Annotated in this window: 22 protein-coding genes; 6 read left to right on the forward strand and 16 right to left on the reverse strand. The window is 61.6% G+C overall.

Annotated features, from left to right (window positions below; genetic code table 11):
- The first annotated feature begins 93 nt into the window (after positions 1 to 93).
- Positions 94 to 318: a hypothetical protein gene (locus P0D71_RS22875; RefSeq protein WP_091804673.1), complete on the forward strand. Its 225-nt coding sequence runs from the start codon at positions 94 to 96 to the stop codon at positions 316 to 318.
- A 132-nt stretch (positions 319 to 450) separates the two neighbouring features.
- Here P0D71_RS22875 and P0D71_RS22880 read toward each other — a convergent pair whose 3' ends face one another.
- Positions 451 to 2,082 carry an acyl-CoA synthetase gene (locus tag P0D71_RS22880; protein ID WP_408482248.1) on the reverse strand — a complete coding sequence of 544 codons (1,632 nt, stop codon included), beginning with the start codon at positions 2,080 to 2,082 and terminating at the stop codon, positions 451 to 453.
- Positions 2,083 to 2,249: 167 nt separating this feature from the next.
- On the opposite strand from P0D71_RS22880, the gene P0D71_RS22885 reads away from it, so the two are divergent.
- Both P0D71_RS22885 and P0D71_RS22890 read left to right on the forward strand, forming a co-directional pair.
- Positions 2,250 to 2,996 (forward strand): Crp/Fnr family transcriptional regulator, encoded by a 747-nt coding sequence (locus tag P0D71_RS22885; protein WP_408482250.1) that lies wholly within the window; start codon positions 2,250 to 2,252, stop codon positions 2,994 to 2,996.
- A 200-nt stretch (positions 2,997 to 3,196) separates the two neighbouring features.
- A complete protein-coding gene (locus P0D71_RS22890) occupies positions 3,197 to 4,756 on the forward strand; it encodes a methyl-accepting chemotaxis protein (protein ID WP_408348819.1) in 1,560 nt (519 codons plus the stop codon).
- A 111-nt stretch (positions 4,757 to 4,867) separates the two neighbouring features.
- Here P0D71_RS22890 and P0D71_RS22895 read toward each other — a convergent pair whose 3' ends face one another.
- The 11 genes from P0D71_RS22895 to P0D71_RS22945 all read right to left on the reverse strand — a co-directional run bounded on the left by P0D71_RS22895 (position 4,868) and on the right by P0D71_RS22945 (position 17,331).
- Positions 4,868 to 5,221 carry a transposase gene (locus tag P0D71_RS22895; RefSeq protein WP_408482252.1) on the reverse strand — a complete coding sequence of 118 codons (354 nt, stop codon included), beginning with the start codon at positions 5,219 to 5,221 and terminating at the stop codon, positions 4,868 to 4,870.
- Positions 5,222 to 5,516: 295 nt separating this feature from the next.
- On the reverse strand, positions 5,517 to 6,650 hold the full coding sequence (locus P0D71_RS22900; protein ID WP_091804688.1) for a porin: 1,134 nt from the start codon (positions 6,648 to 6,650) through the stop codon (positions 5,517 to 5,519).
- A gap of 937 nt (positions 6,651 to 7,587) precedes the next feature.
- Positions 7,588 to 7,761 carry a hypothetical protein gene (locus tag P0D71_RS22905; RefSeq protein ID WP_408482254.1) on the reverse strand — a complete coding sequence of 58 codons (174 nt, stop codon included), beginning with the start codon at positions 7,759 to 7,761 and terminating at the stop codon, positions 7,588 to 7,590.
- Positions 7,762 to 7,963: 202 nt separating this feature from the next.
- Positions 7,964 to 8,170, reverse strand: a complete 207-nt coding sequence (locus P0D71_RS22910) for a hypothetical protein (protein ID WP_408482256.1) — start codon at positions 8,168 to 8,170, stop codon at positions 7,964 to 7,966.
- Positions 8,171 to 8,493: 323 nt separating this feature from the next.
- Entirely contained in the window at positions 8,494 to 9,024 is a 531-nt protein-coding gene (locus P0D71_RS22915; protein WP_408301584.1) for a c-type cytochrome, read from the reverse strand.
- Between the two features lie 226 nt (positions 9,025 to 9,250).
- Positions 9,251 to 10,114 (reverse strand): NmrA family NAD(P)-binding protein, encoded by an 864-nt coding sequence (locus tag P0D71_RS22920; protein ID WP_408482258.1) that lies wholly within the window; start codon positions 10,112 to 10,114, stop codon positions 9,251 to 9,253.
- 605 nt (positions 10,115 to 10,719) lie between these two features.
- Positions 10,720 to 13,122, reverse strand: coding sequence for an RNA polymerase sigma factor RpoD (gene rpoD, locus P0D71_RS22925; protein ID WP_408482260.1), 2,403 nt, complete (start codon positions 13,120 to 13,122; stop codon positions 10,720 to 10,722).
- 92 nt (positions 13,123 to 13,214) lie between these two features.
- Entirely contained in the window at positions 13,215 to 15,080 is a 1,866-nt protein-coding gene (gene dnaG / locus P0D71_RS22930; protein WP_091804703.1) for a DNA primase, read from the reverse strand.
- An 82-nt stretch (positions 15,081 to 15,162) separates the two neighbouring features.
- Complete coding sequence (locus P0D71_RS22935; protein ID WP_091804708.1) at positions 15,163 to 15,609, reverse strand: GatB/YqeY domain-containing protein; 447 nt, start codon at positions 15,607 to 15,609, stop codon at positions 15,163 to 15,165.
- A 223-nt stretch (positions 15,610 to 15,832) separates the two neighbouring features.
- Positions 15,833 to 16,045, reverse strand: a complete 213-nt coding sequence (gene rpsU / locus P0D71_RS22940; protein WP_028196180.1) for a 30S ribosomal protein S21 — start codon at positions 16,043 to 16,045, stop codon at positions 15,833 to 15,835.
- Positions 16,046 to 16,113: 68 nt separating this feature from the next.
- Entirely contained in the window at positions 16,114 to 17,331 is a 1,218-nt protein-coding gene (locus tag P0D71_RS22945; protein ID WP_408482262.1) for a BaiN/RdsA family NAD(P)/FAD-dependent oxidoreductase, read from the reverse strand.
- A gap of 122 nt (positions 17,332 to 17,453) precedes the next feature.
- Between P0D71_RS22945 and tsaD the strand changes: the two genes are divergently transcribed.
- Positions 17,454 to 18,482 carry a tRNA (adenosine(37)-N6)-threonylcarbamoyltransferase complex transferase subunit TsaD gene (gene tsaD, locus P0D71_RS22950; protein WP_091804714.1) on the forward strand — a complete coding sequence of 343 codons (1,029 nt, stop codon included), beginning with the start codon at positions 17,454 to 17,456 and terminating at the stop codon, positions 18,480 to 18,482.
- 71 nt (positions 18,483 to 18,553) lie between these two features.
- Here tsaD and folE2 read toward each other — a convergent pair whose 3' ends face one another.
- From folE2 to P0D71_RS22970, 4 genes are all read right to left on the reverse strand, one after another.
- Positions 18,554 to 19,360 (reverse strand): GTP cyclohydrolase FolE2, encoded by an 807-nt coding sequence (folE2, locus tag P0D71_RS22955; protein ID WP_408183674.1) that lies wholly within the window; start codon positions 19,358 to 19,360, stop codon positions 18,554 to 18,556.
- 255 nt (positions 19,361 to 19,615) lie between these two features.
- Positions 19,616 to 21,523, reverse strand: coding sequence for a 1-deoxy-D-xylulose-5-phosphate synthase (gene dxs, locus P0D71_RS22960; protein WP_091804719.1), 1,908 nt, complete (start codon positions 21,521 to 21,523; stop codon positions 19,616 to 19,618).
- An 85-nt stretch (positions 21,524 to 21,608) separates the two neighbouring features.
- Positions 21,609 to 22,490: a polyprenyl synthetase family protein gene (locus P0D71_RS22965; protein WP_091804721.1), complete on the reverse strand. Its 882-nt coding sequence runs from the start codon at positions 22,488 to 22,490 to the stop codon at positions 21,609 to 21,611.
- The gene (locus tag P0D71_RS22970) at positions 22,487 to 22,795 is read right to left on the reverse strand and encodes an exodeoxyribonuclease VII small subunit (protein ID WP_408482263.1); all 309 of its coding nucleotides are present in this window, start codon (positions 22,793 to 22,795) and stop codon (positions 22,487 to 22,489) included. The genes P0D71_RS22965 and P0D71_RS22970 overlap by 4 nt, the downstream gene beginning before the upstream one ends.
- A gap of 287 nt (positions 22,796 to 23,082) precedes the next feature.
- Here P0D71_RS22970 and P0D71_RS22975 point away from each other — a divergent pair, with 287 nt between their 5' ends.
- Both P0D71_RS22975 and P0D71_RS22980 read left to right on the forward strand, forming a co-directional pair.
- A complete protein-coding gene (locus tag P0D71_RS22975) occupies positions 23,083 to 24,189 on the forward strand; it encodes an aromatic ring-hydroxylating oxygenase subunit alpha (RefSeq protein WP_091804723.1) in 1,107 nt (368 codons plus the stop codon).
- Positions 24,190 to 24,309: 120 nt separating this feature from the next.
- A complete protein-coding gene (locus tag P0D71_RS22980) occupies positions 24,310 to 25,179 on the forward strand; it encodes a sulfurtransferase (protein WP_091804726.1) in 870 nt (289 codons plus the stop codon).
- Positions 25,180 to 25,226: the final 47 nt, after the last annotated feature.

The following is a 25,226-nucleotide window of genomic DNA, read 5'->3' on the forward strand; positions in this document are numbered from 1 at the left end:
TTCGGCTCGCAATGGCTTGAATCAGCTTGGCCGCGCGACTCGCACATGAGTCCGCAAGGCAGGCGCGCACTCGACAATTATTAAAAAATTAAAATGCAAAACAAACATATTCATCACTACAACGGCTATGCCGTCAAACCCTCGGCGCACCGTTTGCCCGATGGCACATTTTCATCCAATCTGCTGCTCGAACGCGCCGACAGCGCGCGTGCCGAAGGGCGCTACCAGTTCTATTCGCTCGATTACTTCACGAACGAAGAACAGGCCTTGCAGCACTCGGCACGCTGGGCTCGTCACTGGGTCGACACGCGCGGCTAAGCTCGCGACAGGCATGCGAACCTGCGCGATGAGGCGCACATCATCCGTGCGCTCATGCGCGTTCGTCTGCGGCATGAACTAGCGGCGCTGGCGTGCCATTCGGCACGCCACACCATCGAACGCGCGACTCGGTTACCGGTTTTCTTCGCTCTTGATGCGCGCGCGTAGTTCGAACTTCTGAATTTTTCCCGTCGATGTCTTCGGCAATTCGCCGAAGCGCACCGCTTTCGGCAACTTGTATCCCGCAAGGAATAGCCGGCAGTGCGCAATGATCTCTTCCGCGCTCACCTGAGCCCCTTCCCTGAGCTCGATGAACGCGCAGGGTACCTCACCCCATTTCGGATCGTCCATCGCCACCACGGCCGCAACGGCGACCGCAGGATGGCGATACAGCGTGTCTTCGAGCTCGATGCTCGAGATGTTCTCGCCGCCTGAAATGATGATGTCCTTGCTGCGGTCGCGAATGCGGATATAGCCATCGAGCATCCGTACGCCGAGATCGCCCGTATGGAACCAGCCGCCTTCGAAGGCCGCTTCCGTCGCGCGCTCGTTCTTCAGATAGCCCTTCATGCAGATGTTGCCGCGAAACATGATCTCGCCGATCGTCTCGCCATCGTTGGGAACGGGCGCCAGCGTCTGCGGGTCGAGCACTGTCACCGCTGCCTGCAAGTGGTAGCGCACGCCTTGGCGCGCGTTCAGTTCGGCGCGCTCGGCGTCGTCGAGCGTATCCCACTCTTCCTGTTTCGCGCAGACTGCAGCCGGTCCGTAAGTCTCAGTGAGTCCGTACACGTGCGTGAGATCGAAACCGATCTCCTTCATCTTCGCAATCACCGCCGGCGCGGGCGCCGCACCCGCCACCATGGTCGACACGCGCTGCGTGATGCCCTCGCGCCATTCGGCCGGCGCGTTTGCAAGCGCGCTCTGCACGATCGGTGCGCCGCAATAATGCGTGATGCCTTCGCGGCGAATCAGATCGAACACCGTCTTCGCATCGAACTTGCGCAAGCAGACATTGACGCCGGCGCGCGCGGCCACCGTCCATGGAAAACACCAACCGTTGCAGTGGAAGAGCGGCAAGGTCCAGAGATAAATCGCGTGCTTGGGCATATCCCATTCGAGGATATTGCTCACCGCATTCAGATAGGCGCCGCGATGGTGATAAACCACGCCCTTCGGATCGCCTGTCGTACCCGAGGTGTAGTTCAGCGCAATGGCGTCCCATTCATCGCGAGGCATGGTCCACGCGAATTCGGGGTCGCCGGATTGCAGGAACGCTTCGTAGTCTGTTGCGCGGATAAATTGATCGGCGTCGGCAGGCATTGCGTCCGCCACGCTGATCACGCGCAGGTTCGGGAATTCGAGCGCGGCGCGGTGCGCGAACTCGCCATATTCCGTATCGACGATCAGCGCCTTGGCTTCGCCATGACGCAGCATGAACAACAGCGACGAAATGTCGAGCCGCGTATTCAGCGTATTGAGTACGGCGCCGGCCATGGGGACGCCGAAGTGTGCTTCTATCATCGGAGGAATGTTGGGGAGCAAGGCCGCGACCGTATCGCCGCGCTCGATGCCGGCGCGCTCCAACGCGCTGGCCAGCCGCCGGGCGCGTTCGTAGGTCTCGCGCCAGTTGCGGCGAATCTCCCCGTGGACGACTGCGAGCCGCTCACCGTAGACTTCTGCCGCGCGAACGATGAAATCGATCGGCGTCAGCGGGACATTATTGGCTTCACGGCGCTCAAGGCCTGCTTCGAACATATGTTTCATCGCGTTGTCTCCTGAGGCGCTCGCCGCGCCATCAACTATTCTGATTGATAAACTAGGCTAACAATGGTCATGGTGAACTGTCTGTCATTCAAATGACAGAGTGGCACGCCTTGGCGCTTTCGAACCTCGATTCGATCAATAAGTCCCCATCGATCCCGCCATTCGCCATGAACGACGCCCCGCTCATCGCTCCCGCAGATGCCCGTCCGAACCGGCTGGAACGGGTCGCGCGCGCCGACCTGCCGGCCCTGTTCGCCACTTGCGCGTGGTTTCGGGCGCTCGCCGTGGAGCATCAGGCCATGGTGATCGCCAGCGCGCATGCCGAGCATCTGGAAGGCGGCGCGTGGATCGCGCGCCGCCAGGAACCCTCGGATTACTGGATCGGCGTGCATTCCGGCCTTCTCAAGCTGGCCATCTACAACGCTTCCGGACGCAGCTGCACGCTGTCCGGCGTGCCGCCCGGCGGCTGGTTCGGAGAAGGCAGCGTGATCAAGCGCGAACTGCGCAAATACGACGTCGCGGCAATCCAACCTTCGCTCGTCATGTTCGTGCCGTCGGATACGTTCCACGCGCTGCTGGAGTCGAGCCTGCCGTTCACAGGCTTCGTGATCCGGCAGCTGAACAACCGCATGGGCGAGTTCATCGCGTCGATCCAGAATAGCCGGCTGCTCGATGTCGACGCGCGCGTCGCACAGTCGCTCGCGCAGCTGTTCAACCCGGACCTCTATCCCGATACCGGCCGCACGCTGGCCATTTCGCAGGAAGAAGTCGGCTTGCTGGCGGGCGTCTCGCGTCAGCGGATCAATCAGGCGCTGCAAAATTTCGAACGACTGCAGATTTTGCGCCTCTCGTACAACCAGATCCATGTACTCGACCTCGAGCGCCTGAGCGCGTTCGGCCGCGAGCAGATCTAGCGCCAACCTCCGGCCGGGCCTGCGGCCACGCCACCCTTTCGGGCGCCGCCGACGCGCGGCCAGCCCGTCTATCGGCCCGTCTGTCAGCCCGTTTTTTGAGCAACCGGATCAAGAAAGCGCCGCGCGCGCCGTTATGCGAACTATGCAGCGTAGATTGCAGCCCTCCCTATTCCGAGCTCAACGTATTGTCGAATCCGATAATGAACCGTCTGACACTGAAACAGAAACTGTGGGTGCCGTTGCTGCTGTGCTGGGCTGCGCTCCTGATCGTGACCGTCGTGAACGCGTACGAAGCGCGTAACGCGCAAATGGACGCACGGCGCGCGGATCTGGCCGATGTCACCGATATGGCGATATCGATCGTCGCGGACTATGCGAAACAGGCCGACGCCGGCAAGCTCTCCGTCGACGAAGCAAAGCAACAGGCGATTGCCCGCGTCAGCGCGCAGCGCTACGGCGCATCCGGCTACGTGACGATCGTGCGCAGCGACTCGGTCATGATCGATCATCCAATGAGCCCGAAGCTGAACGGCAAGGACATGAGCGGCTTTCGTGACGCCAAAGGCAACGCGCTGTATCAGGACATCGCCCATACCGGCGCCTCGGCGGGCGGCGCCGGTTACCTGCGCTACTGGTGGCCGAAGCCCGGCGAAACGACGCCCAGCGAAAAGATCGGCTATGTGAAGCGCTTCGCGCCTTGGGGTTGGGATTTCATCGCCGGCGCCTATATGGACGACATTCAGGCACAGTTCTACGCGACGCTCACGCGCTCGGCGGGCATGCTGGTGGTATTGGGCGTGATCGTGTCTTTCGTCGCTTCGCGCGTGGTGCGCAGCGTGTCGCGCTCGATCGGGGGCGAGCCCGCCACGGCCGCGGCGATCGCCATGCAGATCGCCCGCGGCGATCTCGCCACCCGCATCGACCTGCGCCGCGACGACACCTCGAGCTTGCTGTTCTCACTGCGTGAGATGCGCAATCAACTTGCGTCGACAGTCGCGCGCATCAAGACCTCGGCGGAGACGATCACCACCGCGTCGAAGGAAATCGCCGCAGGCAATCTGGATCTGTCGAGCCGCACCGAAGAGCAGGCCGCTTCGTTGCAGCAGACCGCCGCCAGCATGGACCAGCTCACCAAAACCGTCACGCAGAACGCCGACAATGCGGCGACCGCATCGGAACTGGCGCGCGACGCGTCGAACATCGCCGCCCGCGGCGGCCAGGTGGTCAACGACGTGGTCGAGAAGATGGCGGGTATCACCGATAGTTCGAGCAAGATCGGCGAGATTATCAGCGTGATCGAGGGTATTGCCTTTCAGACCAATATTCTGGCGCTGAACGCCGCGGTGGAAGCCGCGCGCGCCGGTGAAGAAGGCCGCGGCTTCGCGGTGGTCGCGGGCGAGGTGCGCAATCTCGCGCAGCGCAGCGCGACGGCGGCCAAGGAGATCAAAGTGCTGATCGATCAGTCGGTCGCGCAAGTCGGCGAGGGCTCGGCGCTCGCGGGCAAGGCCGGCAGCACGATCGGCGAGGTGGTCGATGCGGTGCGCCGCGTGACGGCCATCATGAACGAGATCTCGGCGGCTTCGAAGGAACAGAGCTCAGGTATCGGCGAAGTCAATCTCGCGATTCGCCAGATGGACGATGTGACACAGCGCAATGCCGCACTCGTGGAACAGGCCGCGGCCGCGGCGGGCTCCCTCGATGAGCAGACGGATCAACTCCGAGATGCCGTTGCCGTGTTCAGGGTCGAACAACCTGCATGATCGAGTGGAGCACCAACAGACCTGCGGACCTTCAGGCCGGTTGCGATTGAAAAAGGCTGTCACCGGGAAACCGGTAACAGCCTTTCTGTTTGCCATTGTGAAAGCTGCGGGCTACGCGGCGCGCACACCGCCTCGGCGCGTGACAGGCCGCTCCAGGAGCGTATCGGTCTCGAACAGCGCGAGAACGATGTTGGCCAGCACGCCGGACTTCTTCCAGCGCAAGTAGTAGCGATGCGCAGTCTGATACGGCGCGTAGCACTTAGGCATGGCGCTCCATGGCGCGCGCGCGTGCAGCACCCACATCACGCTATTCACCACCCAGCGGATATCGATGCAGGGGCGACCGCGCCGGGGCCCGTGCTCCTTCATTTCGGGCAGCAGCGGCGCGATGCGACGCCATTGCTCGTCGGTGAGATCGTAAGCGGGCGGCGGATGAGGCTGCGACTTCGAGGCGGAAGTATTCATGCGGTAAGAAGGCACCGCCGCAGGACGCGTGCTGGCGCCGTCACGAAATAGGGTCTATCCATCAATGAATTTGAGACTAACCCAGGCAGGCTTTCGCGAAGGTTAACTCTTGTCAGATGGCGAGGCGCAATCGTCAGAAAATGCGAGACGAGTTCTGGAACAGCATACGGCCGCCGGGGCCGGGCAAGGTGTGCGGCATCAGGCATTGACGCCGTGTGCCGGCCAGCGAATCGCCCGCGCATAAAAAAAGGTGCCGCGAACGGCACCTTTTTGTACAACCGGCTTCTGCTGAAGCTTAGAAGCGGTGACGCAGACCGACCGTAGCAGCCGTCTGGTTCTTCGACGACGACGGCAGTTGCGTGTTGTCGCCGCTGTAGATCGAAGCGACACCGCCGTCGCCCATTGCGTGCTGGTACACGGCTTGAGCGTAGACGTCCGTACGACGCGACAGCGAGTAGTCAGCCTGCACGCCGATCTGGTGGTAACGCACCGACTCCGAACCACCGTTCGCGCCAACGCCGTAGCCCTTGCCGTCCGTGAACGTGTAAGCAACGCCCAGACCCAGAGCCGGCGTCAGGTTGTACTTGCCGTTGACTTCGTAGTTGTTAGCGCGCAGCGATTGCTGACCGCCCACGAAGTTGTCCGAACGCGATTGCGTCCATGCCAGACCGACGGTTGCCGGGCCGAATGCATACGAACCAGCAACGCCGAATTCACGCTGACGGAAGTTGCCGACGTTGCCTGCCAGTGCGTTGACGTACGAGCTATCCGAAGCACCGTTGTTGCCGGCGCCCGGGTTGTTCTGCTGTGCGTAAGCAGCGCCCAGGTGCAGACCTTGCCACTGGTATGCAGCACCAACGCTGTATTCGCGGTTGTTTGCGAATGCGCCAGCCTGGTTCGAGAAGCCGTACGTGCCGCCGAACGTGAAGCCAGCGTAGTTAGCGCTCGAGTACTTGATCGAGTTGTTGACTGCGTAGCCGCCGTTCGTGTTCAGGTTGTCGTTGTTGAACGGGTGCGCGAAGTACGTACCGCCCCAGCTGCCCGTTGCGGTCAGCGGTGCCAGGTAGTCTTGAGCTGCGTCGTATTGACGGCCCAGCGTGACCGTACCGAATTGCGCGCTCGACAGACCGACGAACGCTTGACGGTTGAACATGCCGTTGTTGTTAGCGAACTTGCCGTTGTTGATGTTGAAGCCGCTTTCCAACGTGAAGATTGCCTTCAGACCGCCGCCCAGATCTTCCGAGCCGCGCAGACCGAACATGCTTTGATTGATGCCGCCGCTACCAGCTGCCCACTTCGAGTTGTGGTTGACGTTGCTGGTGTACGTCAGGCCGGCGTCGAGCAGACCATACAGGGTCACGCTGCTTTGTGCGTGAGCGACGGAAGCGAACGATGCGGCAACCGCAACGACGATGAGACTCTTTTTCATGCTGGGACTCCTGTTCGATAAATTTACGCGGGGAGCGGGAACTGCCTCGGCAACGCGCGCTTTGCACCCATTGCCGCCCTGTTCACCGACCCGTTTCGGATCGGCCGGGCACCCTTGAAACGAAGCGTGAGTGTAGGGGGACACCCTGATAGGGATGTTGGCAATTCACACAACAGGATTTTCCAGATTCAGCAACAATCCATACGCCACTGGCGTTAAGTCTTTGTTTATTCACTACTTATCGCAAAATAAAGGGGCTGTCGCACCTGCTTTATTCATAAGTAATTGGCAACTTTTCAATATTGCCAGTTGCGTGTATGCAACAGCGTTTAATATGCGTGACGTAATCGGGTCGGAACGAAACGAAAAATACAAAATGTTTGAATGCTCGCAAATGAGGCAATAGAAGGTATGCGTGGAAGCAGGAGTAAATTTATTTTAGAAAACCGGGAACTTATTTTAATTAATACGGTCTCGTTTGGTCGCGTTTAATGAATGGCCCTCTGAATTCGGCGATTAACTCTTTTTTGTTGCGAGGGAGTGGATCTAATAGCCCGCTTTTACGCTATACGCTAAAGCGGATCGGTCGCGCCGAGCGCGCGGCTGCTTGAACTGTAGGCGAGTCGGCCACAGCGGGGCGGCATACGTCGTTAGATGGACGTTGTGGCACTCGGTCCAGGCAGACTTCTTCCAAGAGGCCGTCGACACCAAGTCAACCCGACGCTTTCTGGCACGAGTTCGCATTCCGTCTGTTGAAGAGGAGGAAAGCCTTCAGCACGGGCGTTGTCCGGAGGTGATATGCGGCGCCGACCGCCGCGTGACAAAAACCCGTGCTGAAAACGGATGGCAAACTTCCGAACCGCCTTCCGTAACCATTAAACGGCACGGCCGTGCGTTTTTTTACACGGAGTTTCCCTAATTACCGCCAACCATGCCGTTATGGCGTATCTCGTGGGCGACGCAGCGCCGCTCCGTCCTCGGGCGCCGCGCCCGGTGCGAGCGGATCGGCTTCAGGCGGCACGTCGGGCAATGGCCGCGGCTGCTCGCCGGGTTCATCGAGTGGCTGGTTGGCGGGGTCGGCGACGGGGTCGATGGTGGGATCGGTTTGCATGATGAGCGTCCAGAGGATGGGAATGGCTCCCGCCCGCTCTCGCGCAACCACTATTCCCGCGACTCGGCGCCAAGGTGACACCTTTCGAGGCCTGCGAGCCAGCCTCGATTCGCCTCTTTCCCGATGTAGAAATTGCCCTGATGCGTGGCGAAAGTTTCAACGTCTGTTAGCGTGGCCCGGCATGTCGCGCAACGATGTGACCTCAATGGCGATCGAGTCGCGAGTGAGGCCTTTCGTCGGCCGACCCGGTCAGGAAAGGCTCAAGCCCGAAAAGCCACGCGAAGCAGAAGGTGACTCGCGCGAAAGCGTTGATCTGCCGTTGCGGCAAGGTTTCGCCGCCGCTTTCCAGCGGCGTGGCGAGCAAAGATGGAGTCTGGGCAAACTCAGTCGCGGTGTGGTCGGGTCGCATGGTCGTTCTCGTTATTGATATGGTCCGGAAGCCGACCTTGTGCAAACGACGTGCCACTCCATGGAAAAGCGCCATCGGGAGACTCGGTGCTGAATCGCCCGCGATAACCTGGTCGATCCGAACGGCGACCAGTCGCTGATCGTGCGAGCGGCCACTAGCGGCCTGGCGTCGAATGGGATGAGCGTAGCCGCGTCGACGATACTGCTTTTCCTCGGTAGTTCACACTAGGCCATCTTCGTCGCCACGTCGATCTCTGGGTTCGCGTTCACGAGTCCGTCATTGCGGCCGAAAGTGGAGTTCAGACGGCCATAGAAAACAGCCCCCTACTTAGCCCCATGCACAAGCGTCTCGTATCGCTCCGGAGTGATACCCCTTGCGTCGTAGAGAAATGCGGCCGTTTGCCATATCGTCTGATCAGCTTGCGTCTTTCCGAAGCTCGGCATGGCCGTCATGTTCACGCCATGTTTGATGACCCAGAACATCAGTTTGGGATTGTTGCGGCGACTGGCGGCGAGTAGCGCCGGCGCAGCCGGCTGAATCCCCTGTCCAATGAAGCTCAGCGGCTTTCCTGGCACACCGTGGCAAGCAGCGCAGGTCGAATCGTAGAAGCGCGCGCCGGCCTCGATATTCTTTAGCGACATCAGATCGCCGGGCGGCACGTCTTTACCAGCGTGATGATGTAGTGACGCTTCGTAGGTCGAGTGCAACATCCATGCAATGATCGGGCTGTCTTTCTTGCTTGCGGATACGTCGTAAAGGCCCGAAGAACTGAACAGAAACGCGCCGACGGCCAGCAGGATGAGGGTGACAACGATCGTCGCAGCCACGCTGGCGACGGAATGACGGAGTGGCATGGATAACGCTCCAGGGTCGCGCTGAGCGCGCAGAGTGGTCGGACCGTCTCATCGCCTGTTCAAACGTCGCACGAGCGATGGGGATGAGCGACCGATCGTAGCGCGCACGCCGTTACCGGACTCCGTCGCCTGGATTACCGTCTTGTCATGTTGGCTGGACGGCCTCGCAACACTGCGTTGGCGAGGCCCGGCGCTCGCAATCGATGAGCGGTTGGCCGACAGACACTCATGCAAGCCGTTCGATTAGCGACTGCAACACTGTTTCCAGCGCCACATTGCCTTTTATCGTCTGGCCGGGCTTCTCGAACTCGATCCAGCCCTCGTTAAAGCCATCCAGCATCTGCATGCGAGGAGTGGGATTTTTCATGCCCTGCGACTTGAAGAGCGCTTGCCACGTATCACGCGGCACCGGCTCCATGCGTACGTCCTTGCCAAGCAACTGCGCGAACGCACTCGCAATATCGTTTGGGGTGACACGCCGCGGACCTTCCAGTTCAACGATCCGCGTACCGGTCCATTGCTGTTGCAGCATGCTGGCGGCGACCCTGCCGACATCGGCGGTAGCCACCATCGGAACCGGTTTATCGAGCAGCTGCAGGAAGCTGGGGATGACGCCCGCCGTGCGTGCGGGGTCCACGTCCCACGCCGCGTTCTCGATGAACCAGCCAGCGCGCAGGAAAGCGACCGGCATGGGCAGCGAACCCAGTTCCTGCTCCATGAGTCCGAGTTGCTGCAAGAGGTTCGGCTGGACAGCCTGAGCGCCAATCGTCGACAGGCAGACCACTTTCGCCGGATTGGCTTGCTTCAATGCGTCGCGCACCGTCCCGATCAGGTGGCGCGACTCCGAAAAGTCCGGCGACGGATCGAAGTTCGGCGGCAGCAAGATAAACACGCCGTCGGCTCCGGAAAACGCGGAGCACAGCGCTTTTGTGTCGGACATCTCCGCGATAGCGACTTCGCAACCTTGGTCATTCCAATCGGCACCCTTCGCGGCGCTGCGAACCACGGCGCGAACGTCCTCTCCAGCCGCTAGCAATGCACGAGCAACAACGCCACCCACCTGACCTGTGATACCAGTAACTGCAAACATTCCACTCTCCGGTTGAATGCGGCACAAACCGCTTGAGGAGAATTGTGGAGGCAAGGCTATACCGCGTGAATAGCATGAATGTCATTTCATATATGCCAATCACGCATGAAGCCGAAAAAAAGAAAGCCACTCCTAAGAGTGGCTTTCTAGAATTTGGTGGGCCTCCCGTGAGTCGAACACGGCACCAACGGATTATGCTTACCAGCTACGGTTTTCACCGTCCCTTTCGGGTTTGTGGTCTGGACTGTCTCTTGTCTTTACGACCTGCCCGTTCAGTCTCTACACGTTCTCTCCAGGAGAGCTTCGCTCGGGATTGCCACGCCGCCGAAGCAGCAGAGGGTTCCCCGAATTTGAGCAGTTCTACCAAGGAGCAGAGCTAACTTACCCCAAGGCAACCCATTCATGACTCACCATGCCATGCTGCGCGGTTTAGGTGAGTCGTTGCTAAGTCCGCTGCTCTAACCAAGCATGAGCTAGAGGCCCTAAAACCTTAATTGGCCGACATACTACACGAAAAAGGAGCCTTCGCAACCGCTTCGATCCGCCGAAACAACCGCGAGGCTCCTTCAAACTACTGCGTCACTACAGTGAATGACCGACCTCGATCAATTCCCTTCGAGGAACGACTTCAGCTTGTCCGAACGGCTCGGGTGACGCAGCTTGCGCAGCGCCTTCGCCTCGATCTGCCGGATGCGTTCACGCGTCACGTCGAACTGCTTGCCGACTTCTTCGAGCGTGTGATCGGTGCTCATCTCGATACCGAAACGCATGCGCAGCACTTTCGCTTCACGCGGCGTCAGCGAGTCGAGCACGTCCTTCACGACGTCGCGCATGCTGGCGTGCAATGCGGCGTCGGCCGGTGCAACCGTGTTGTTGTCCTCGATGAAGTCGCCCAGATGGGAATCGTCGTCGTCGCCGATCGGCGTTTCCATCGAGATCGGCTCCTTCGCGATCTTCATGATCTTGCGGATCTTGTCTTCGGGCATTTCCATCTTCTCGGCCAGCGTTGCCGGATCCGGTTCGAGACCGGTTTCCTGCAGAATCTGACGCGAGATACGGTTCATCTTGTTGATCGTTTCGATCATGTGAACCGGAATCCGGATCGTGCGCGCCTGGTCCGCGATCGAACGCGTAATGGCCTGACGGATCCACCACGTTGCGTACGTGGAGAACTTGTAGCCGCGGCGATATTCGAACTTGTCCACCGCCTTCATCAGGCCAATGTTGCCTTCCTGAATCAGGTCGAGGAACTGCAGACCACGGTTCGTGTACTTCTTCGCGATCGAGATCACGAGACGCAAGTTCGCCTCGGTCATTTCGCGCTTCGCCTGACGCGCCTTCAGTTCACCCGCCGCCATCTGACGGTTGGTTTCCTTCAGGTCTTTCAACGGCAGCACGACGCGCGCTTGCAGATCCAGCAGACGTTGCTGCTGTTCGCGAATGGCCGGAATGTTACGCGTGAGGATCGCGCTATACGCGTGACCTTCACCGACGATCTTGTCGGCCCACTCGAGATCCGTTTCGCTGCCCGGGAAACGCGCAATGAATTCCGCTCGCGGCATGCCGCACTTGTCGACCACCGTGTGCAGGATCTGGCGCTCGACCTGACGCACTTCGTCCACCTGTGCGCGCAGCGTGTCGCACAGACGCTCGACGGTGCGCGCGGTGAAGCGGATCGTCATCAACTCGTTCTGGATCGTTTCCTGCGCCTTCAGATACGACTTGGACTTGTAGCCTTCCTTCTCGAACGCGCGACGCATCTTGTCGAACCATTCACTGATCATCGCGAATTTTTCGAGCGACGCACGCTTGAGCGCTTCCATCTGCGCAGCGTTGGCCGTGGCTTGCGCCGTGCCGTCGTCTTCTTCCTCGTCTTCTTCCGACTCTTCTTCGACTTCCTCGTCTTCGCTCTCGATCGCTTCCGCTTCTTGCGCGGAAAAGCCGTCCGCGTCTTCCGCGTTCGCGTCGATCAGGCCGTCGACCAGTTCGTCGATGCGAATTTCCTCATTCGCGACGCGCTCGGCCATGGCCAGAATGTCGGCGATGGTAGTCGGGCACGCGGAGATGGCCATCACCATGTGCTTCAGGCCGTCTTCGATCCGCTTCGCGATTTCGATTTCGCCTTCGCGCGTGAGCAGTTCGACCGTGCCCATTTCACGCATGTACATGCGGACGGGGTCGGTGGTGCGGCCAAATTCCGAGTCGACGGTGGAGAGCGCGACTTCCGCTTCCTCTTCCACTTCGTCGTCCGAAGAAGCCGCCGGCGCGTTGTCGTTCAGCAGCAGCGTTTCAGCGTCGGGGGCCTGCTCGTACACAGCCACGCCCATGTCGTTGAACGTGCTGATGATGCCTTCGATCGCCTCGGTCTCAGTGAAGTTGTCCGGAAGGTGGTCGTTGATTTCAGCGTACGTGAGGAAGCCGCGCTCCTTGCCGAGCTTGATCAGCGCGCGCAGTTTGGAGCGGCGCTCCTCGAGTTCCTCGACCGTGCCAGGCTGTGACGACGCGAAAGCGTCTTTCAGCAGCGCTTTTTCCTTTGCACGACGGTCGCGAGCCTTGGCCTTTTCCACCTTGGCTGGAGCAGCCGTGGGGGTTTCTTCGCTTTGGGTTGCGTCGTCATCGACGGGTACTTCGTTCAGCTTTTTCGTCATGGAGTTCGCCGTACCGGCTGTAGTCTCGACTCGCGGCTGGTGGACGCCAGCCGGTTGAACCGTGGATACTGGAACCTCGCGCACTACCGCATCGTCCTTTGCGGCAGCCGCTTCCCTTGCGCTTCTGACACCCGACCCCTTCGTGGCCGGTACTGCTACAACTTTCGCCGCCCTGACCGGCTCCGCTCGCGCAGCCGAAGTGGTCGTGGACTTCTTCCCTGCACCCGGTGCAATGCTGGCAGAAGACGCTCTTCTGGCGGAAGAAACTAACTTGGCCTCAATGACCTTTCTGGTCTGCTCCGTGGAGTTCGTGCCTGTTGCTTTCTTGCCGCCCGCAGTTGCGTCTTTAGTCTTTGCCATCGCATCGCCTTTTCGCCTTTGCTAGGAAAACCCTTTTAAAAACAAACCGCTGGAAACTTTTTATTATAGCACCCAGGCTTCCTTCATTCCGCCTACAGCCCGAGCCGGCGCTTCATGTCGGCCCGCTTCCGATTGAGCTCCGACAGCTCCGCGAATTCCTCCGGCGTGTGCCGCGATTGCCGCGAAAGCTGCTCTAGCCGATCGCAGTATGCGTCGTACCGCATCTTCAGGATCGCCGCCTTCAGCTCCTCTCCTACGATCCGTTCCTGCTCGCGCCGTTCCTCGATGACGGTCGCATCCTCCGGGTCTTTCAGCAGCAAATCCCGGACATTTTCATCATAGTCTAGAATTTTGCGAAAGATTTCCTCGAAAGTTGGGGCGTTTGCGCCGTTTCGCAATAGGTCGGACAACAACTGAAACTCCGCCGAATCGCCCAGCGCACGCGCGTGCGTCGTGACTTCTTCGAATAGCTCGCCATGCCGCGTAACCGTAAGGAGCGCCTGTTCGGCCTCCTCGTCCAGTACCGCCACCGTGCGCGGATGCATCACCAGATTGCGCAGCGTTTTTTCCTCGATTCCCGTCACACTGCGCCGGTCTTTTCGGGCCGGCGCGGCGCGGGCGGCCGCCGCGATGCGCGAATCGACTTCGCACAGCGCGGCGACTTCGTCGAAAGGCACATCGAGCCGGTCGGCGAACATATGCATGATCTGCGCGCGCAGCGCATTGGCCGGCAACGCCTGCAGCAGCGGCTTGGCGTCGAACAGCGCGCGGGCCTTGCCCTCCGGCTGGTCCAGCTCCTTGCCGGTCAGCACCTCGTTGAGCATGAACTGCGACAGCGGCATGGCCCGCTCGACCTGCTCGGCGAACGCCTCGGTGCCGTATTCGCGCACGTAGCTGTCTGGATCGTGCTCGGACGGCAAGAAGAGGAACCGGATAGTGCGGTTGTCCGCCGCGTGCGGCAAACAGGCGTCCAGCGCGCGCCGCGCGGCACGCCGGCCTGCCGAATCGCCGTCGAAACTGAAGATGACCGTGTCGGTCTGGCGCATCAGTTTCTGCACATGAATCGGCGTACAGGCCGTGCCGAGCGTGGCGACCGCGTTCTGGAACCCTAATTGGGCCAGCGCGACCACGTCCATGTAACCTTCCACGACGAGCACGTAGTGCTGCTCGCGAATCGCCAGACGCGCTTCGAACAGCCCGTACAACTCGCTGCCCTTGTTAAATAGAGGCGTCTCGGGCGAATTCAAATATTTCGGCTCGCCACCGTCCAGCACCCGGCCGCCGAAGCCAATCACCTGCCCCTTCACATTGCGTATCGGGAACATGATCCGCTCGCGAAAGCGGTCGTACCGGCGGTTCTGACCCTGTGCGTCAGATTTTTCGCTGACGATCACCAATCCCGATTCGACCAGCGAATCGTCACGGTAGTTCGGAAATGCCGCTTCGAGGTTCTGCCAGCCGTCCGGAGCGTAGCCGAGCCCGAAACGGGCCGCGATCTCGCCGGTCAAGCCGCGTTTCTTCAAATACTGGATCGCGACCGGCGCGCTGCGCAGTTGCTTGCGGTAAAAGTCGCAGGCGGTCTGCATGACATCGGAAAGCGCCGTGGTGACCGCTTTGGACGCCGCCGGCGCATAGCCGCCGGAACCGCCGCCATATCCCGGCGAAGGTTCGTTCGGCACGGTCAAGCCGACCGACTGCGCCAGTTCGTTGACCGCTTCCGGAAACGACGAACCGACGTGCTCCATCAGGAAACCAATGGCCGTTCCGTGCGCGCCGCAACCGAAGCAGTGATAGAACTGCTTAGTCGGACTAACCGTAAACGAAGGGCTTTTCTCGTTGTGGAACGGGCAAAGTCCCATGAAGTTCGCGCCGCCTTTTTTCAACTGCACGTACCGGCCCACCACGTCGACGATATCGACGCGGTTGAGCAGGTCCTGCAGGAATGACGGAGGAATCACAGTAAATGACGCTACCTGAAAGGCTCAAGGCTCCGCACGCCGCCCGTCGAGCGGCGGCGCGCGCAGACCGGAAAAACAGAACTTACTTCGCGAGCGCGGCTTTGACCTGCGCCGAGACGGCGGTCATGTCCGCACGGCCGGCCAGCTTCGGCTTGAGCACGCCCATCACCTTGCCCATGTCCTGCGGACCCGCTGCGCCGGTTTGCGCGACCGCCGCCTGAACTTCGGCGACAATCTCCGCCTCGGACATCTGTTCCGGCATATAAGCCGACAGGATCGCCAGTTCGGCCTTTTCCTTGTCGGCCAGATCCGTGCGGCCAGCCGCTTCGAACTGGCTGATCGAATCTTTGCGCTGCTTGATCATCTTGTCGATCACAGCGGTGATCGCGGTGTCGTCGAGCGTCACGCGCTCGTCGACTTCGCGCTGCTTGATCGCGGCGAGCAACAGGCGGACCGTGCCGAGACGCTCGGTTTCACGTGCCCGCATGGCGGCCTTCATATCGTCGTTGATACGGTCCTTGAGACTCATCACTCACCTGAATGCGTTGGAATTTGAAAAATCGGCCGGGCTAACCGCATCAACACGAATACCCGCTTGGGACTGCTTCCTCAAGCGGGTTGGCACAATGTGCGTTGTGGGTGCGACCCTGCCGACTGGCCCGAAGGGCCGTGTTTTCCGTGATGGCGCCTGCTGTGCCGTCACCGGTTGGATGTCGCCGCTCCGTTCGACCGGAACCGCGGCAACGCCAGAATCAGTAGAACTTCTTTGGCAGCATCTGGCCACGCAGACGCTTGAAATGACGCTTCACCGCAGCCGCCTTCTTGCGCTTGCGCTCAGCCGTAGGCTTTTCGTAAAACTCGCGAGCGCGAAGTTCCGTCAACAAGCCGTTTTTCTCCATGGTGCGCTTGAAACGGCGCATGGCAACTTCAAACGGCTCGTTGTCTTTTACGCGGATGGTCGTCATTTTTCAATAACGGAACTTTGTAAAGGTTCAGGAGTATAGCAGAGCTTTCTCACAAAGCCAGAGCGCCGTCAAGCCCCTCTGGCATACTCCGCAGCCGCCTGGCCGGCGGCCACGCCCGAGGCCCAGGCCCACTGGAAATTGTAGCCGCCCAGCCAGCCGGTGACGTCCACCGCCTCGCCGATGAAGTACAAGCCCGGCGCGCGCGCGCTCATCATCGTCGATGACGACAGGTCGCGCGTGTCGACGCCGCCGCGGGTCACTTCGGCTTTGCGATAGCCTTCCGTGCCGTTGGGGGTGAGCGTCCAGCGCGACAGGGCCTCGCCGACCCGGCGCAGAGTTTTATCCGGCAAATCGGCCACACGGGCTTCGGCCGGAATCTGATGGGCTTCCAGCCAGACATGGGCGAGCCGCTGCGGCACCCACTCCGACAACAGATTGGCAATCTGGCGCTTCGTACCGGTCTTGGCTTCCAGCAACGCGGTCGTGGCGTCCCGCTCGGGCAAAAGGTTGATGTGAATCGGCTCGCCGGGCTGCCAGTAGCTCGAAATCTGCAGCACACCCGGGCCGGACAGGCCGCGGTGGGTGAGCAGCAGATCTTCGTTGAATTGCGCGCCGGTCTTCTTGTCGCCGGTCGCGAGTTGCACTTCCAGTGAGACGCCGGACAGCGCCGAGAACGGCTCCCAGTCCGCAGCGGCGAAGGTCAGCGGGACCAGCGCGGGGCGCGTATCGATCAACTTGTGACCGAACTGCTTGGCAAGACGGTAGGCGAAATCCGTCGCGCCGATCTTCGGAATGGATAGCCCACCGGTCGCGATCACGAGCGCACGCGCGTTGATCGGTCCCGACTGCGTATCCAGCGTGAAGCGCCCTTCCGCGTCTTGCCGAACCGCTTCCACGGACAGCGGCGTACGCCATGCCACACGGCCCGCGTCGCATTCGTTCTTCAGCACGTCGATGACGGCGTCGCTCGACTGATCGCAGAAGAGCTGGCCTTTGTGCTTCTCGTGCCACGTCACATGATGGCGCTTGAGCAGCGCCATGAAGTCGCGCGGCGTGTAGCGCGCGAGCGCCGAGCGGCAAAAATGCGGGTTGGCCGACAGGTAGTTGGCCGGGCCGGCATACAGATTCGTGAAGTTGCAGCGCCCGCCGCCGGAGATGCGGATCTTCTCCGCGAGGCGCTGCGAATGGTCGATCAGCACCACGCGGCGGCCGAGCTGCCCGGCCACGGCCGCGCACATCATCCCGGCCGCGCCTGCGCCGATCACTGCGATATCGAAGGATTCCATGCGGTCGCATTGTACCTGTGCCTCTGCGGCCCTTCTGGCGCACTGCTATACTTTCAGGCTTGCTTTTTCACTTTCGGGCGCCGCAGTGTCATTAAGCGTGCGTCCGCCCAGGCCCACCCATCATGCTCGTTCTCGGCATCGAAAGCTCCTGTGACGAAACCGGTCTCGCGCTCTACGACACGGAGCGCGGCCTGCTCGCGCACGCGCTGCATTCGCAAATTGCGATGCATCGGGAGTACGGCGGCGTGGTCCCGGAACTGGCGTCGCGCGATCACATCCGGCGGGCCCTGCCGCTGCTCGAAGAGGTGATGGAACGCGCCGGCACGGCCCGCGGCGACATCGACGCAATCGCCTACACACAAGGCCCGGGGCTCGCGGGCGCGCTGCTGGTTGGCGCGAGCGTTGCCAACGCACTGGCCATGGCGTGGGACAAGCCGACCATTGGCATTCATCATCTGGAAGGGCATTTGCTCTCGCCGCTGCTGGTGGACGAGCCGCCGCCATTTCCGTTCGTCGCGCTGCTCGTGTCCGGCGGCCATACGCAATTGATGCGCGTGACGGACGTGGGCGTCTACGAGACGCTCGGCGAAACGCTGGACGACGCCGCCGGCGAAGCCTTCGACAAAACTGCCAAGCTGCTCGGCCTCGGTTATCCGGGCGGCCCGGAAGTCTCGCGCATGGCGGAATTCGGCACGCCCGGCGCGGTGGTCCTGCCGCGCCCCATGTTGCATTCCGGCGATCTCGATTTCAGCTTCAGTGGCCTGAAAACCGCTGTCCTTACGCACGCCAAGAAGCTTGGCGGCACCAACATCTGTGAGCAGGCGAAAGCCGATCTGGCGCGCGGTTTCGTCGACGCGGCGGTCGACGTGCTGGCCGCGAAGTCGCTGGCGGCGCTCAAGAAAACCAAACTCAACCGGCTGGTTGTCGCGGGCGGTGTCGGCGCGAACCGGCAACTGCGCGAGGCGCTGTCCGCCGCCGCGAAGAAGCGCAATTTCTACGTGCACTATCCGGACTTGTCGCTATGCACGGACAACGGCGCGATGATCGCGCTGGCCGGCGCTTTGCGCCTGCAACGCTGGCCGGATCAGTCGGGCAAGGACTACGCGTTCACGGTGAAACCACGCTGGGATCTGACGTCCCTCGCACGCTGAGTGCCGTCATCGTTGAATTGAAAAAGCCGCTTCAAGAAGCGGCTTTTTCATGCAGTCGGCAAACCCGCGCATCAACCGGCGCGCTTATCCCGCTCGATCACCGCATAGGCGCTGTGATTGTGAATCGACTCGAAGTTCTCGGCTTCGAGCACATAGGCGACGATCCGCTCGTCCGCATTCAGTCGTTGCGCGACGTCGCGCACCAGGTCTTCGACGAACTTCGGATTTTCGTAGGCGCGCTCGGTGACGAACTTCTCGTCCGGGCGCTTGAGCAAGCCCCACAGTTCGCACGAGGCTTCTTCTTCGGCGATACGGATCAGCTCTTCCACGGCGACGTCGCCGGCCAACTCGGCGTTGATCGTGACGTGCGAGCGCTGGTTATGCGCGCCGTACTGCGAGATCTTCTTCGAACACGGGCAGAGGCTGGTAACCGGCACCTGCACTTGCAGGAACAGCCGCGTTGCGCCGTTGCGGGTCTCACCCGTCAACGTGACTTCGTAGTCCAGCAGACTTTGCACACCCGACACCGGCGCGGTCTTGTTCACGAAGTAAGGGAAAGACACTTCGATGCGGCCCGCCTCGGCTTCGAGCTTTTCGAGCATCGCGACGAGCATGGTGCGGAACGTTGCGGGCTCCAGCGGCGCCTTGTTCTCTTCGAGCAACGCGACGAAACGCGACATGTGCGTGCCTTTCTGGTCAGCCGGCAAATGCACGTCGAGATTCCATGTGCCGACCGTCGGCTGAACCTCGCCGGCTTGCGTGCGCACTGTCAAAGGATGGCGCACGGCCTTCACGCCAACCCGTTGAATCGGGATCTGGCGGGTGTCGGGCGTGCTTTGCACGTCGGGCATCACAAAGGCGGGATTCATCTGGTTCATTGTCTTGTCCTTTCAGGAAACGCCGGGCCGCCCCAAGTCTTCCGCCCCGAAGAAAGTCACTTTGGGGGCTTGCGCCTTCGGGAGCTGCCGCAAGGCAACAGCCTTCAGGGCGCTCAGCGGCCGCGCGAATCCAGGCGCGCAACGGCAAACGCCGGCCCCTGCCGGCGTCGAATAATGGGCCCGAAGGCCCACCGATTCAAGTTGGAGATTGCTATGGCCGCCATAGCATGACGGCCGCGCAGCAAGCAACGTCGCTTAAGCGACGCGCTTCACCGACGACTGGCCGCCGACTGCGCCGCTCAACAGAAAACGCTCGCGGATCGACTTGGCAATGCCCGCGGCGTCGAGACCACACGCGGCGAGCAGCTTGGCCGGATCTCCGTGATCGATGAATTGATCGGGGAGGCCCAATTGTAGTACCGGCCGAGTAACCCCACTGGCAAGCAGGGCTTCCACGCACGCCGAACCCGCGCCACCCATCACGCAGCCTTCTTCGACTGTGACGATGGCGTCGTGCGTTTCGGCCAGTTGACGGACCAGATCGGCGTCCAGCGGCTTCACGAAGCGCATGTTCGCGACCGTCGCGTCCAGTTGCTCGGCCGCTGCCAGCGACGGCGCGACCATCGTGCCGAACGCCAGAATCGCAATGCGCTTTCCAGCCGGCTGCGACGTTTCGCGACGAATCTCACCCTTGCCAATCGGCAGCGCGGCCATTTGCTTGACGGTGGCAACACCCGTGCCGGCGCCACGCGGATACCGCACCGCCGTCGGATTCGGCTGCTGCAATGCCGTGTACAGCATCTGGCGGCATTCGTTTTCGTCCGACGCGGCCATCACCGTCATGTTCGGGATGCAGCGCAGGAACGCCAGGTCGTAAGCGCCGGCGTGCGTTGCACCGTCGGCGCCGACGAGGCCCGCGCGGTCGATCGCGAACACCACCGGCAGGTTCTGCAGTGCGACGTCGTGAATCAGTTGGTCGTAAGCGCGTTGCAGGAAGGTCGAGTAGATCGCGACGACCGGCTTCATGCCGTCCGCAGCGAGGCCACCGGCGAACGTCACCGCGTGTTGCTCGGCAATGCCGACGTCGAAGTAACGATCCGGGAAGCGCTTCTCGAACTCCACCATGCCCGAGCCCTCGCGCATGGCCGGCGTGATGCCGACCACACGCGCGTCCAGCTCGGCGGCGTCGCACAGCCATTCGCCGAACACCTGCGTGTACGTTTTCTTCGACGGCGTGGTGGCCGGCTTGATGCCTTCGGCCGGATTGAACTTGCCCGGGCCGTGGTACAGCACCGGATCGGCCTCGGCGAGCTTGTAGCCTTGGCCCTTCTTCGTCACCACGTGCAGGAATTGCGGACCGCGCAGTTCCTTGATGTTCTGCAGCGTCGGGATCAGCGAATCGAGATCGTGACCGTCGATCGGGCCGATGTAGTTGAAGCCGAACTCTTCAAACAACGTGGCCGGCACGATCATGCCCTTCGCGTGCTCTTCGAGCTTACGCGCGAGATCGAGCATGGGCGGCGCGACACGCAGCACGCGCTCGACGCCCGCACGCGCGGCGGCGTAGAAGCGGCCCGACATCAAACGCGCCAGATGGCGATTCAGCGCGCCGACCGGCGGCGAAATCGACATGTCGTTGTCGTTCAGAATGACCAGCAACGGCACGTCGTCTTCGACGCCGGCGTTGTTCATCGCCTCGAACGCCATACCGGCCGTCATCGCGCCGTCGCCGATCACGGCGATGCCCATGCGGTTGTCGCCCTGCAGCTTGCTCGCGACCGCCATGCCGAGCGCGGCGGAAATCGACGTGCTGGAGTGCGCCGTGCCGAAGGTGTCGTATTCCGACTCGTCACGCTTCGGGAAGCCCGAGATGCCACCCAACTGACGCAGCGTGTGCATCTGGTCGCGGCGGCCCGTCAGGATCTTGTGCGGATAAGTTTGATGGCCCACGTCCCAGACGATCCGGTCGTGCGGCGTGTCGAACACGTAGTGCAGCGCAATGGTCAACTCGACTGTGCCGAGGTTGGACGAAAGATGGCCGCCCGTCTGCGATACGCTGTCGAGCACAAAGGCACGCAACTCGTCGGCAAGCGGTTGCAATTGGCGGCGATCGAGGCGGCGCAGTGCTGCCGGGTCGTCAATGGTTTTCAGCAAGTCGTACATCGTCGTTCCATTGTAGGAAAACTTACGCGCCCGCACTTCATACATGCGCCCCATGACGGAGGCGCGCGGCGGCGGGCTTTCGCGTTCAGCTAACCCGGTTCACCACCAGGTCGGCCAATTCGGCAAGACGCTGTGCGCGTGCGCCAAACGGCGCCAGCGCAGCGTGGGCATCGCTGCGCAGCTGTGCCGCGAGCGCGCGCGACGCGTCGAGTCCAATAATCGACACGTAGGTCGGCTTGCCGTCCTTCGCGTCTTTACCAGCCGTTTTGCCGAGCGTCGCGGAATCGGTCGTGACGTCGAGAATATCGTCGACGACCTGAAACGCGAGGCCGACAGCGGCCGAATATGCGTCCAGCGAACGCATGGCTTCCGCGCTCGGCGTTTCACCCGCAAGCGCGCCCATGCGCACCGCGGCACGCAACAAGGCGCCGGTTTTCATGCGGTGCATGGTTTCGAGTTGCACGCGCGTCAGCGTGTGGCCGACGCTCGCCAGATCGATCGCCTGGCCGCCGCACATGCCGATCGAGCCGCTCGCCAGCGCCAGTTCGCGCACGAGCGCGGCCTGTTGCGCCGGGGCCAGCACGTCCGAGGTCAGCGCGACGAACGCTTGCGATTGCAGCGCATCGCCGACCAGCAATGCCGTGGCTTCGTCATACTTGACGTGTACCGTGGGCTTGCCGCGACGCAGCGCGTCGTCGTCCATGCACGGCATGTCGTCGTGGACGAGCGAGTACACATGAATCATTTCCAGTGCCGCCGCTGCCGCGTCGAGGCATTCGGCGCGCGCGCCGGTCAGCTCGCCGGCCGCGTGGCACAGCAGCGGGCGAACCCGCTTGCCGCCGCCCAACACCGCGTAACGCATGGCTTCATGCAGCGTGGCGGGCTCGGTTGCCTCGGTCGGCAGGTAATGTTCTAGTGCCGTTTCGACGCGCTCCAGCACCGAGCGCATCCATTGTTCGAATGTCATAGGTCGTCCCCGCTCTCAGTAGCGGCTGTGCCTGCGGTATTCATGGGCAGCGGCTTGAGCGTCTCGCCGTCGAGCACGCGCACCTGCTGCTCGACCTTCTCGAGCTGCTGCTGGCAAAACGCCACGAGGGCCGCACCACGCCGGTAGGCGGTAAGCGACTCCTCGAGGCTGAGATTGCCGCTTTCCATGCGCGCAACCAGCCCCTCCAGCTCCACCTGAGCGGCCTCGTAATTCTCGGGCAGCGGCGTAGTGTCGACGCCTTCGGCTGGCGTGGCAGCAGTATCTTTCGACGCGGTCTTCGCCATGAATAGTCGCAAAATTAAAACAAGTCGGACATTCTACGGCAAAAGCGACATTTCCGATCCGCTCGCCGGCCTACGCCCCGCCTTCCGGCTCTCCGCTGCCCTACCAGTCTCGCAGAAAAAAAGTGATCGGTCTGCGGCGAAAAGGTCGAACTTACTTGACATTTTTGACCCAAATCAGGCACTTAAGCGCCCCAAGAAAGGCGAAACGGGTATAATCGCGGGCTCCCTAAATCGAAACCTTCGATGGTTGGGTTGTTCACTGCTTTCACGTCTTCACGGGAGTGGGAATGTCCAATCTGAGCAATGCATTGCAGTTGCGGTCTGTCCACAGCCAGCTGCCAGTCACGGCTTACTTTGACGAAGCGCTTCTAACGCGCGAAATCGATACCCTTTTCAAGAAAGGTCCTCGCTACATCGGCCACGATCTCATGGTGCCCGAAGCGGGGAATTATTTTGCTTTGCCGAGCGAGAGCGAAGGGCGTGTGCTCGTCCGTAACCAGCAGTCACAAGTCGAACTGCTGTCGAACGTGTGCCGCCACCGGCAAGCCATCATGCTCAACGGCCGCGGCCAGACGGAGAATATCGTCTGCCCCCTGCATCGCTGGACCTACGACCTGAACGGCCAGCTCCTCGGTGCGCCGCATTTTGCGGATAACCCCTGCCTGAACCTCGGCGCCACGCCGCTGCAGAACTGGCAAGGCCTGCTGTTCGAAGCGCAGGGGCGCGACGTCGCGCGCGATCTGGCGCGTCTCGGCACCAAAGAACATTTCGATTTTTCGGGCTTCATGTTCGATCACGTCGAAGTCCACGAGTGCAACTACAACTGGAAGACCTTTATCGAGGTCTATCTGGAGGACTATCACGTCGCGCCGTTCCATCCGGGCCTCGGCAGCTTCGTCAATTGCGACGACCTGACGTGGGAGTTCGGCGACTGGTACAGCGTGCAGACGGTCGGTGTGCACAAGGATCTGGAGCAGCCGGGCAGCCCGACGTACCGCAAGTGGCACGACGAAGTGCTGCGTTTTCGCGGCGGCAATCCGCCGGAATTCGGCGCGATCTGGATGGTGTACTACCCGGGCATCATGATCGAGTGGTATCCGCATGTGCTGGTGGTGTCGTGGCTGATTCCGCGCGGTCCGCAGAAAACCACCAACGTGGTGGAGTTCTATTACCCTGAGGAAATCGCGCTGTTCGAACGGGAGTTCGTCGAAGCCGAGCGCGCCGCCTACATGGAAACGGCCCGCGAAGACGACGAGATCGCCGAGCGCATGGACGCTGGCCGCCGTGCGCTGATGAATCGCGGCGAATCGCAGGTCGGCCCGTATCAGAGCCCGATGGAAGATGGCATGCAGCACTTCCACGAGTTCCTGCGGCGTGAACTCGGCACGATCTGATTGGCGCCTGCCCGGATTCCTCAGGCAGCACGCACGCATGGAAAGACGGACTTCGGTCCGTCTTTTTTGTTTAGACTAACAACATAGCTCGGCCGCCATCGCCAGTATCGAGGAGACGTCATGCCCCACACTCATTACACCACTCTGATCTCCGCGGCCAATCTCGCGGAACGCCTCGCCGCCGCGCCGGGCAGCGTGTTCGTCATCGATTGCCGTTTCGATCTGGCCGACCCCGAAGCGGGCGAAAAAGCCTATCTGGCCGGGCATCTGCCCGGCGCCCATTACCTGCACCTCGATCGCGACCTGTCGGGGCCGAAGAACGGCCAGAACGGCCGCCATCCGTTGCCGGATCGTGCGCGGCTGGTGGAGACGCTGGAGTCGCGCGGTCTGAAGCAAGGACAGCAAGTCGTCGCCTATGACGCGCAAGGCGGCATGTACGCCGCCCGTGCATGGTGGCTTCTGCGCTGGCTCGGTCACGACGCGGTCGCGCTGCTCGACGGTGGACTGCAAGCATGGGAGGCCGGCGGCCATCCGCTGACGCAGGACGCGCCCGCCCAGAACACCGGCGACTTCAAAGCCGGCGCGCCGCTGTCCGTCACGGTCGATGCGCAAACGGTCGAGCGCAATCTGGGCTCGAAGGAACGGGTCGTGGTCGACGCGCGCGCGGCCGACCGCTATCGCGGCGAGAACGAGACGCTGGATCGTGTCGGCGGCCACATTCCCGGCGCGCTCAACCGCTTCTTCAAGGACAACCTCACCGCCGACAGCCGCTTCAAGCCGGCTCATACGCTGCGCGAGGAATTCCACGCGCTGCTCGCCGACACGCCGCCGGAGCACGTGATACTGCAATGCGGTTCCGGCGTGACGGCCTGTGTGAATGCGCTGGCAATGGAAGTCGCCGGCCTCCACGGCGCGGCGTTGTATGCGGGATCGTGGAGCGAGTGGAGTTCGGATCCGAAGCGGCCCATCGCAACGGGCCCGAATCCTTGAGCGTCAAGGTCAGCGCCCGGTAGGCGGGAAGTTGGAAAAAGGCCGTT

This window comes from Paraburkholderia sp. RL17-383-BIF-A (genome assembly GCF_046028015.1).
Classification (GTDB): domain Bacteria; phylum Pseudomonadota; class Gammaproteobacteria; order Burkholderiales; family Burkholderiaceae; genus Paraburkholderia.

Excerpts from the sequence above, each read along its gene's own strand:
- P0D71_RS22885 (WP_408482250.1), top strand. The coding sequence starts at position 2,250 with ATGAACGACGCCCCGCTCATCGCTCCCGCAGATGCCCGTCCGAACCGG.
- rpsU (WP_028196180.1), bottom strand. The coding sequence starts at position 16,045 with ATGACGACCATCCGCGTAAAAGACAACGAGCCGTTTGAAGTTGCCATG.
- P0D71_RS22880 (WP_408482248.1), bottom strand. The coding sequence starts at position 2,082 with ATGAAACATATGTTCGAAGCAGGCCTTGAGCGCCGTGAAGCCAATAAT.
- P0D71_RS22975 (WP_091804723.1), top strand. The coding sequence starts at position 23,083 with ATGTCCAATCTGAGCAATGCATTGCAGTTGCGGTCTGTCCACAGCCAG.
- P0D71_RS22910 (WP_408482256.1), bottom strand. The coding sequence starts at position 8,170 with ATGCGACCCGACCACACCGCGACTGAGTTTGCCCAGACTCCATCTTTG.
- folE2 (WP_408183674.1), bottom strand. The coding sequence starts at position 19,360 with ATGAACCAGATGAATCCCGCCTTTGTGATGCCCGACGTGCAAAGCACG.
- P0D71_RS22935 (WP_091804708.1), bottom strand. The coding sequence starts at position 15,609 with ATGAGTCTCAAGGACCGTATCAACGACGATATGAAGGCCGCCATGCGG.
- P0D71_RS22915 (WP_408301584.1), bottom strand. The coding sequence starts at position 9,024 with ATGCCACTCCGTCATTCCGTCGCCAGCGTGGCTGCGACGATCGTTGTC.
- P0D71_RS22965 (WP_091804721.1), bottom strand. The coding sequence starts at position 22,490 with ATGACATTCGAACAATGGATGCGCTCGGTGCTGGAGCGCGTCGAAACG.
- tsaD (WP_091804714.1), top strand. The coding sequence starts at position 17,454 with ATGCTCGTTCTCGGCATCGAAAGCTCCTGTGACGAAACCGGTCTCGCG.
- P0D71_RS22890 (WP_408348819.1), top strand. The coding sequence starts at position 3,197 with ATGAACCGTCTGACACTGAAACAGAAACTGTGGGTGCCGTTGCTGCTG.
- dxs (WP_091804719.1), bottom strand. The coding sequence starts at position 21,523 with ATGTACGACTTGCTGAAAACCATTGACGACCCGGCAGCACTGCGCCGC.
- P0D71_RS22900 (WP_091804688.1), bottom strand. The coding sequence starts at position 6,650 with ATGAAAAAGAGTCTCATCGTCGTTGCGGTTGCCGCATCGTTCGCTTCC.
- P0D71_RS22980 (WP_091804726.1), top strand. The coding sequence starts at position 24,310 with ATGCCCCACACTCATTACACCACTCTGATCTCCGCGGCCAATCTCGCG.
- P0D71_RS22970 (WP_408482263.1), bottom strand. The coding sequence starts at position 22,795 with ATGGCGAAGACCGCGTCGAAAGATACTGCTGCCACGCCAGCCGAAGGC.
- rpoD (WP_408482260.1), bottom strand. The coding sequence starts at position 13,122 with ATGGCAAAGACTAAAGACGCAACTGCGGGCGGCAAGAAAGCAACAGGC.
- P0D71_RS22945 (WP_408482262.1), bottom strand. The coding sequence starts at position 17,331 with ATGGAATCCTTCGATATCGCAGTGATCGGCGCAGGCGCGGCCGGGATG.
- P0D71_RS22875 (WP_091804673.1), top strand. The coding sequence starts at position 94 with ATGCAAAACAAACATATTCATCACTACAACGGCTATGCCGTCAAACCC.
- P0D71_RS22920 (WP_408482258.1), bottom strand. The coding sequence starts at position 10,114 with ATGTTTGCAGTTACTGGTATCACAGGTCAGGTGGGTGGCGTTGTTGCT.
- P0D71_RS22895 (WP_408482252.1), bottom strand. The coding sequence starts at position 5,221 with ATGAATACTTCCGCCTCGAAGTCGCAGCCTCATCCGCCGCCCGCTTAC.
- P0D71_RS22905 (WP_408482254.1), bottom strand. The coding sequence starts at position 7,761 with ATGCAAACCGATCCCACCATCGACCCCGTCGCCGACCCCGCCAACCAG.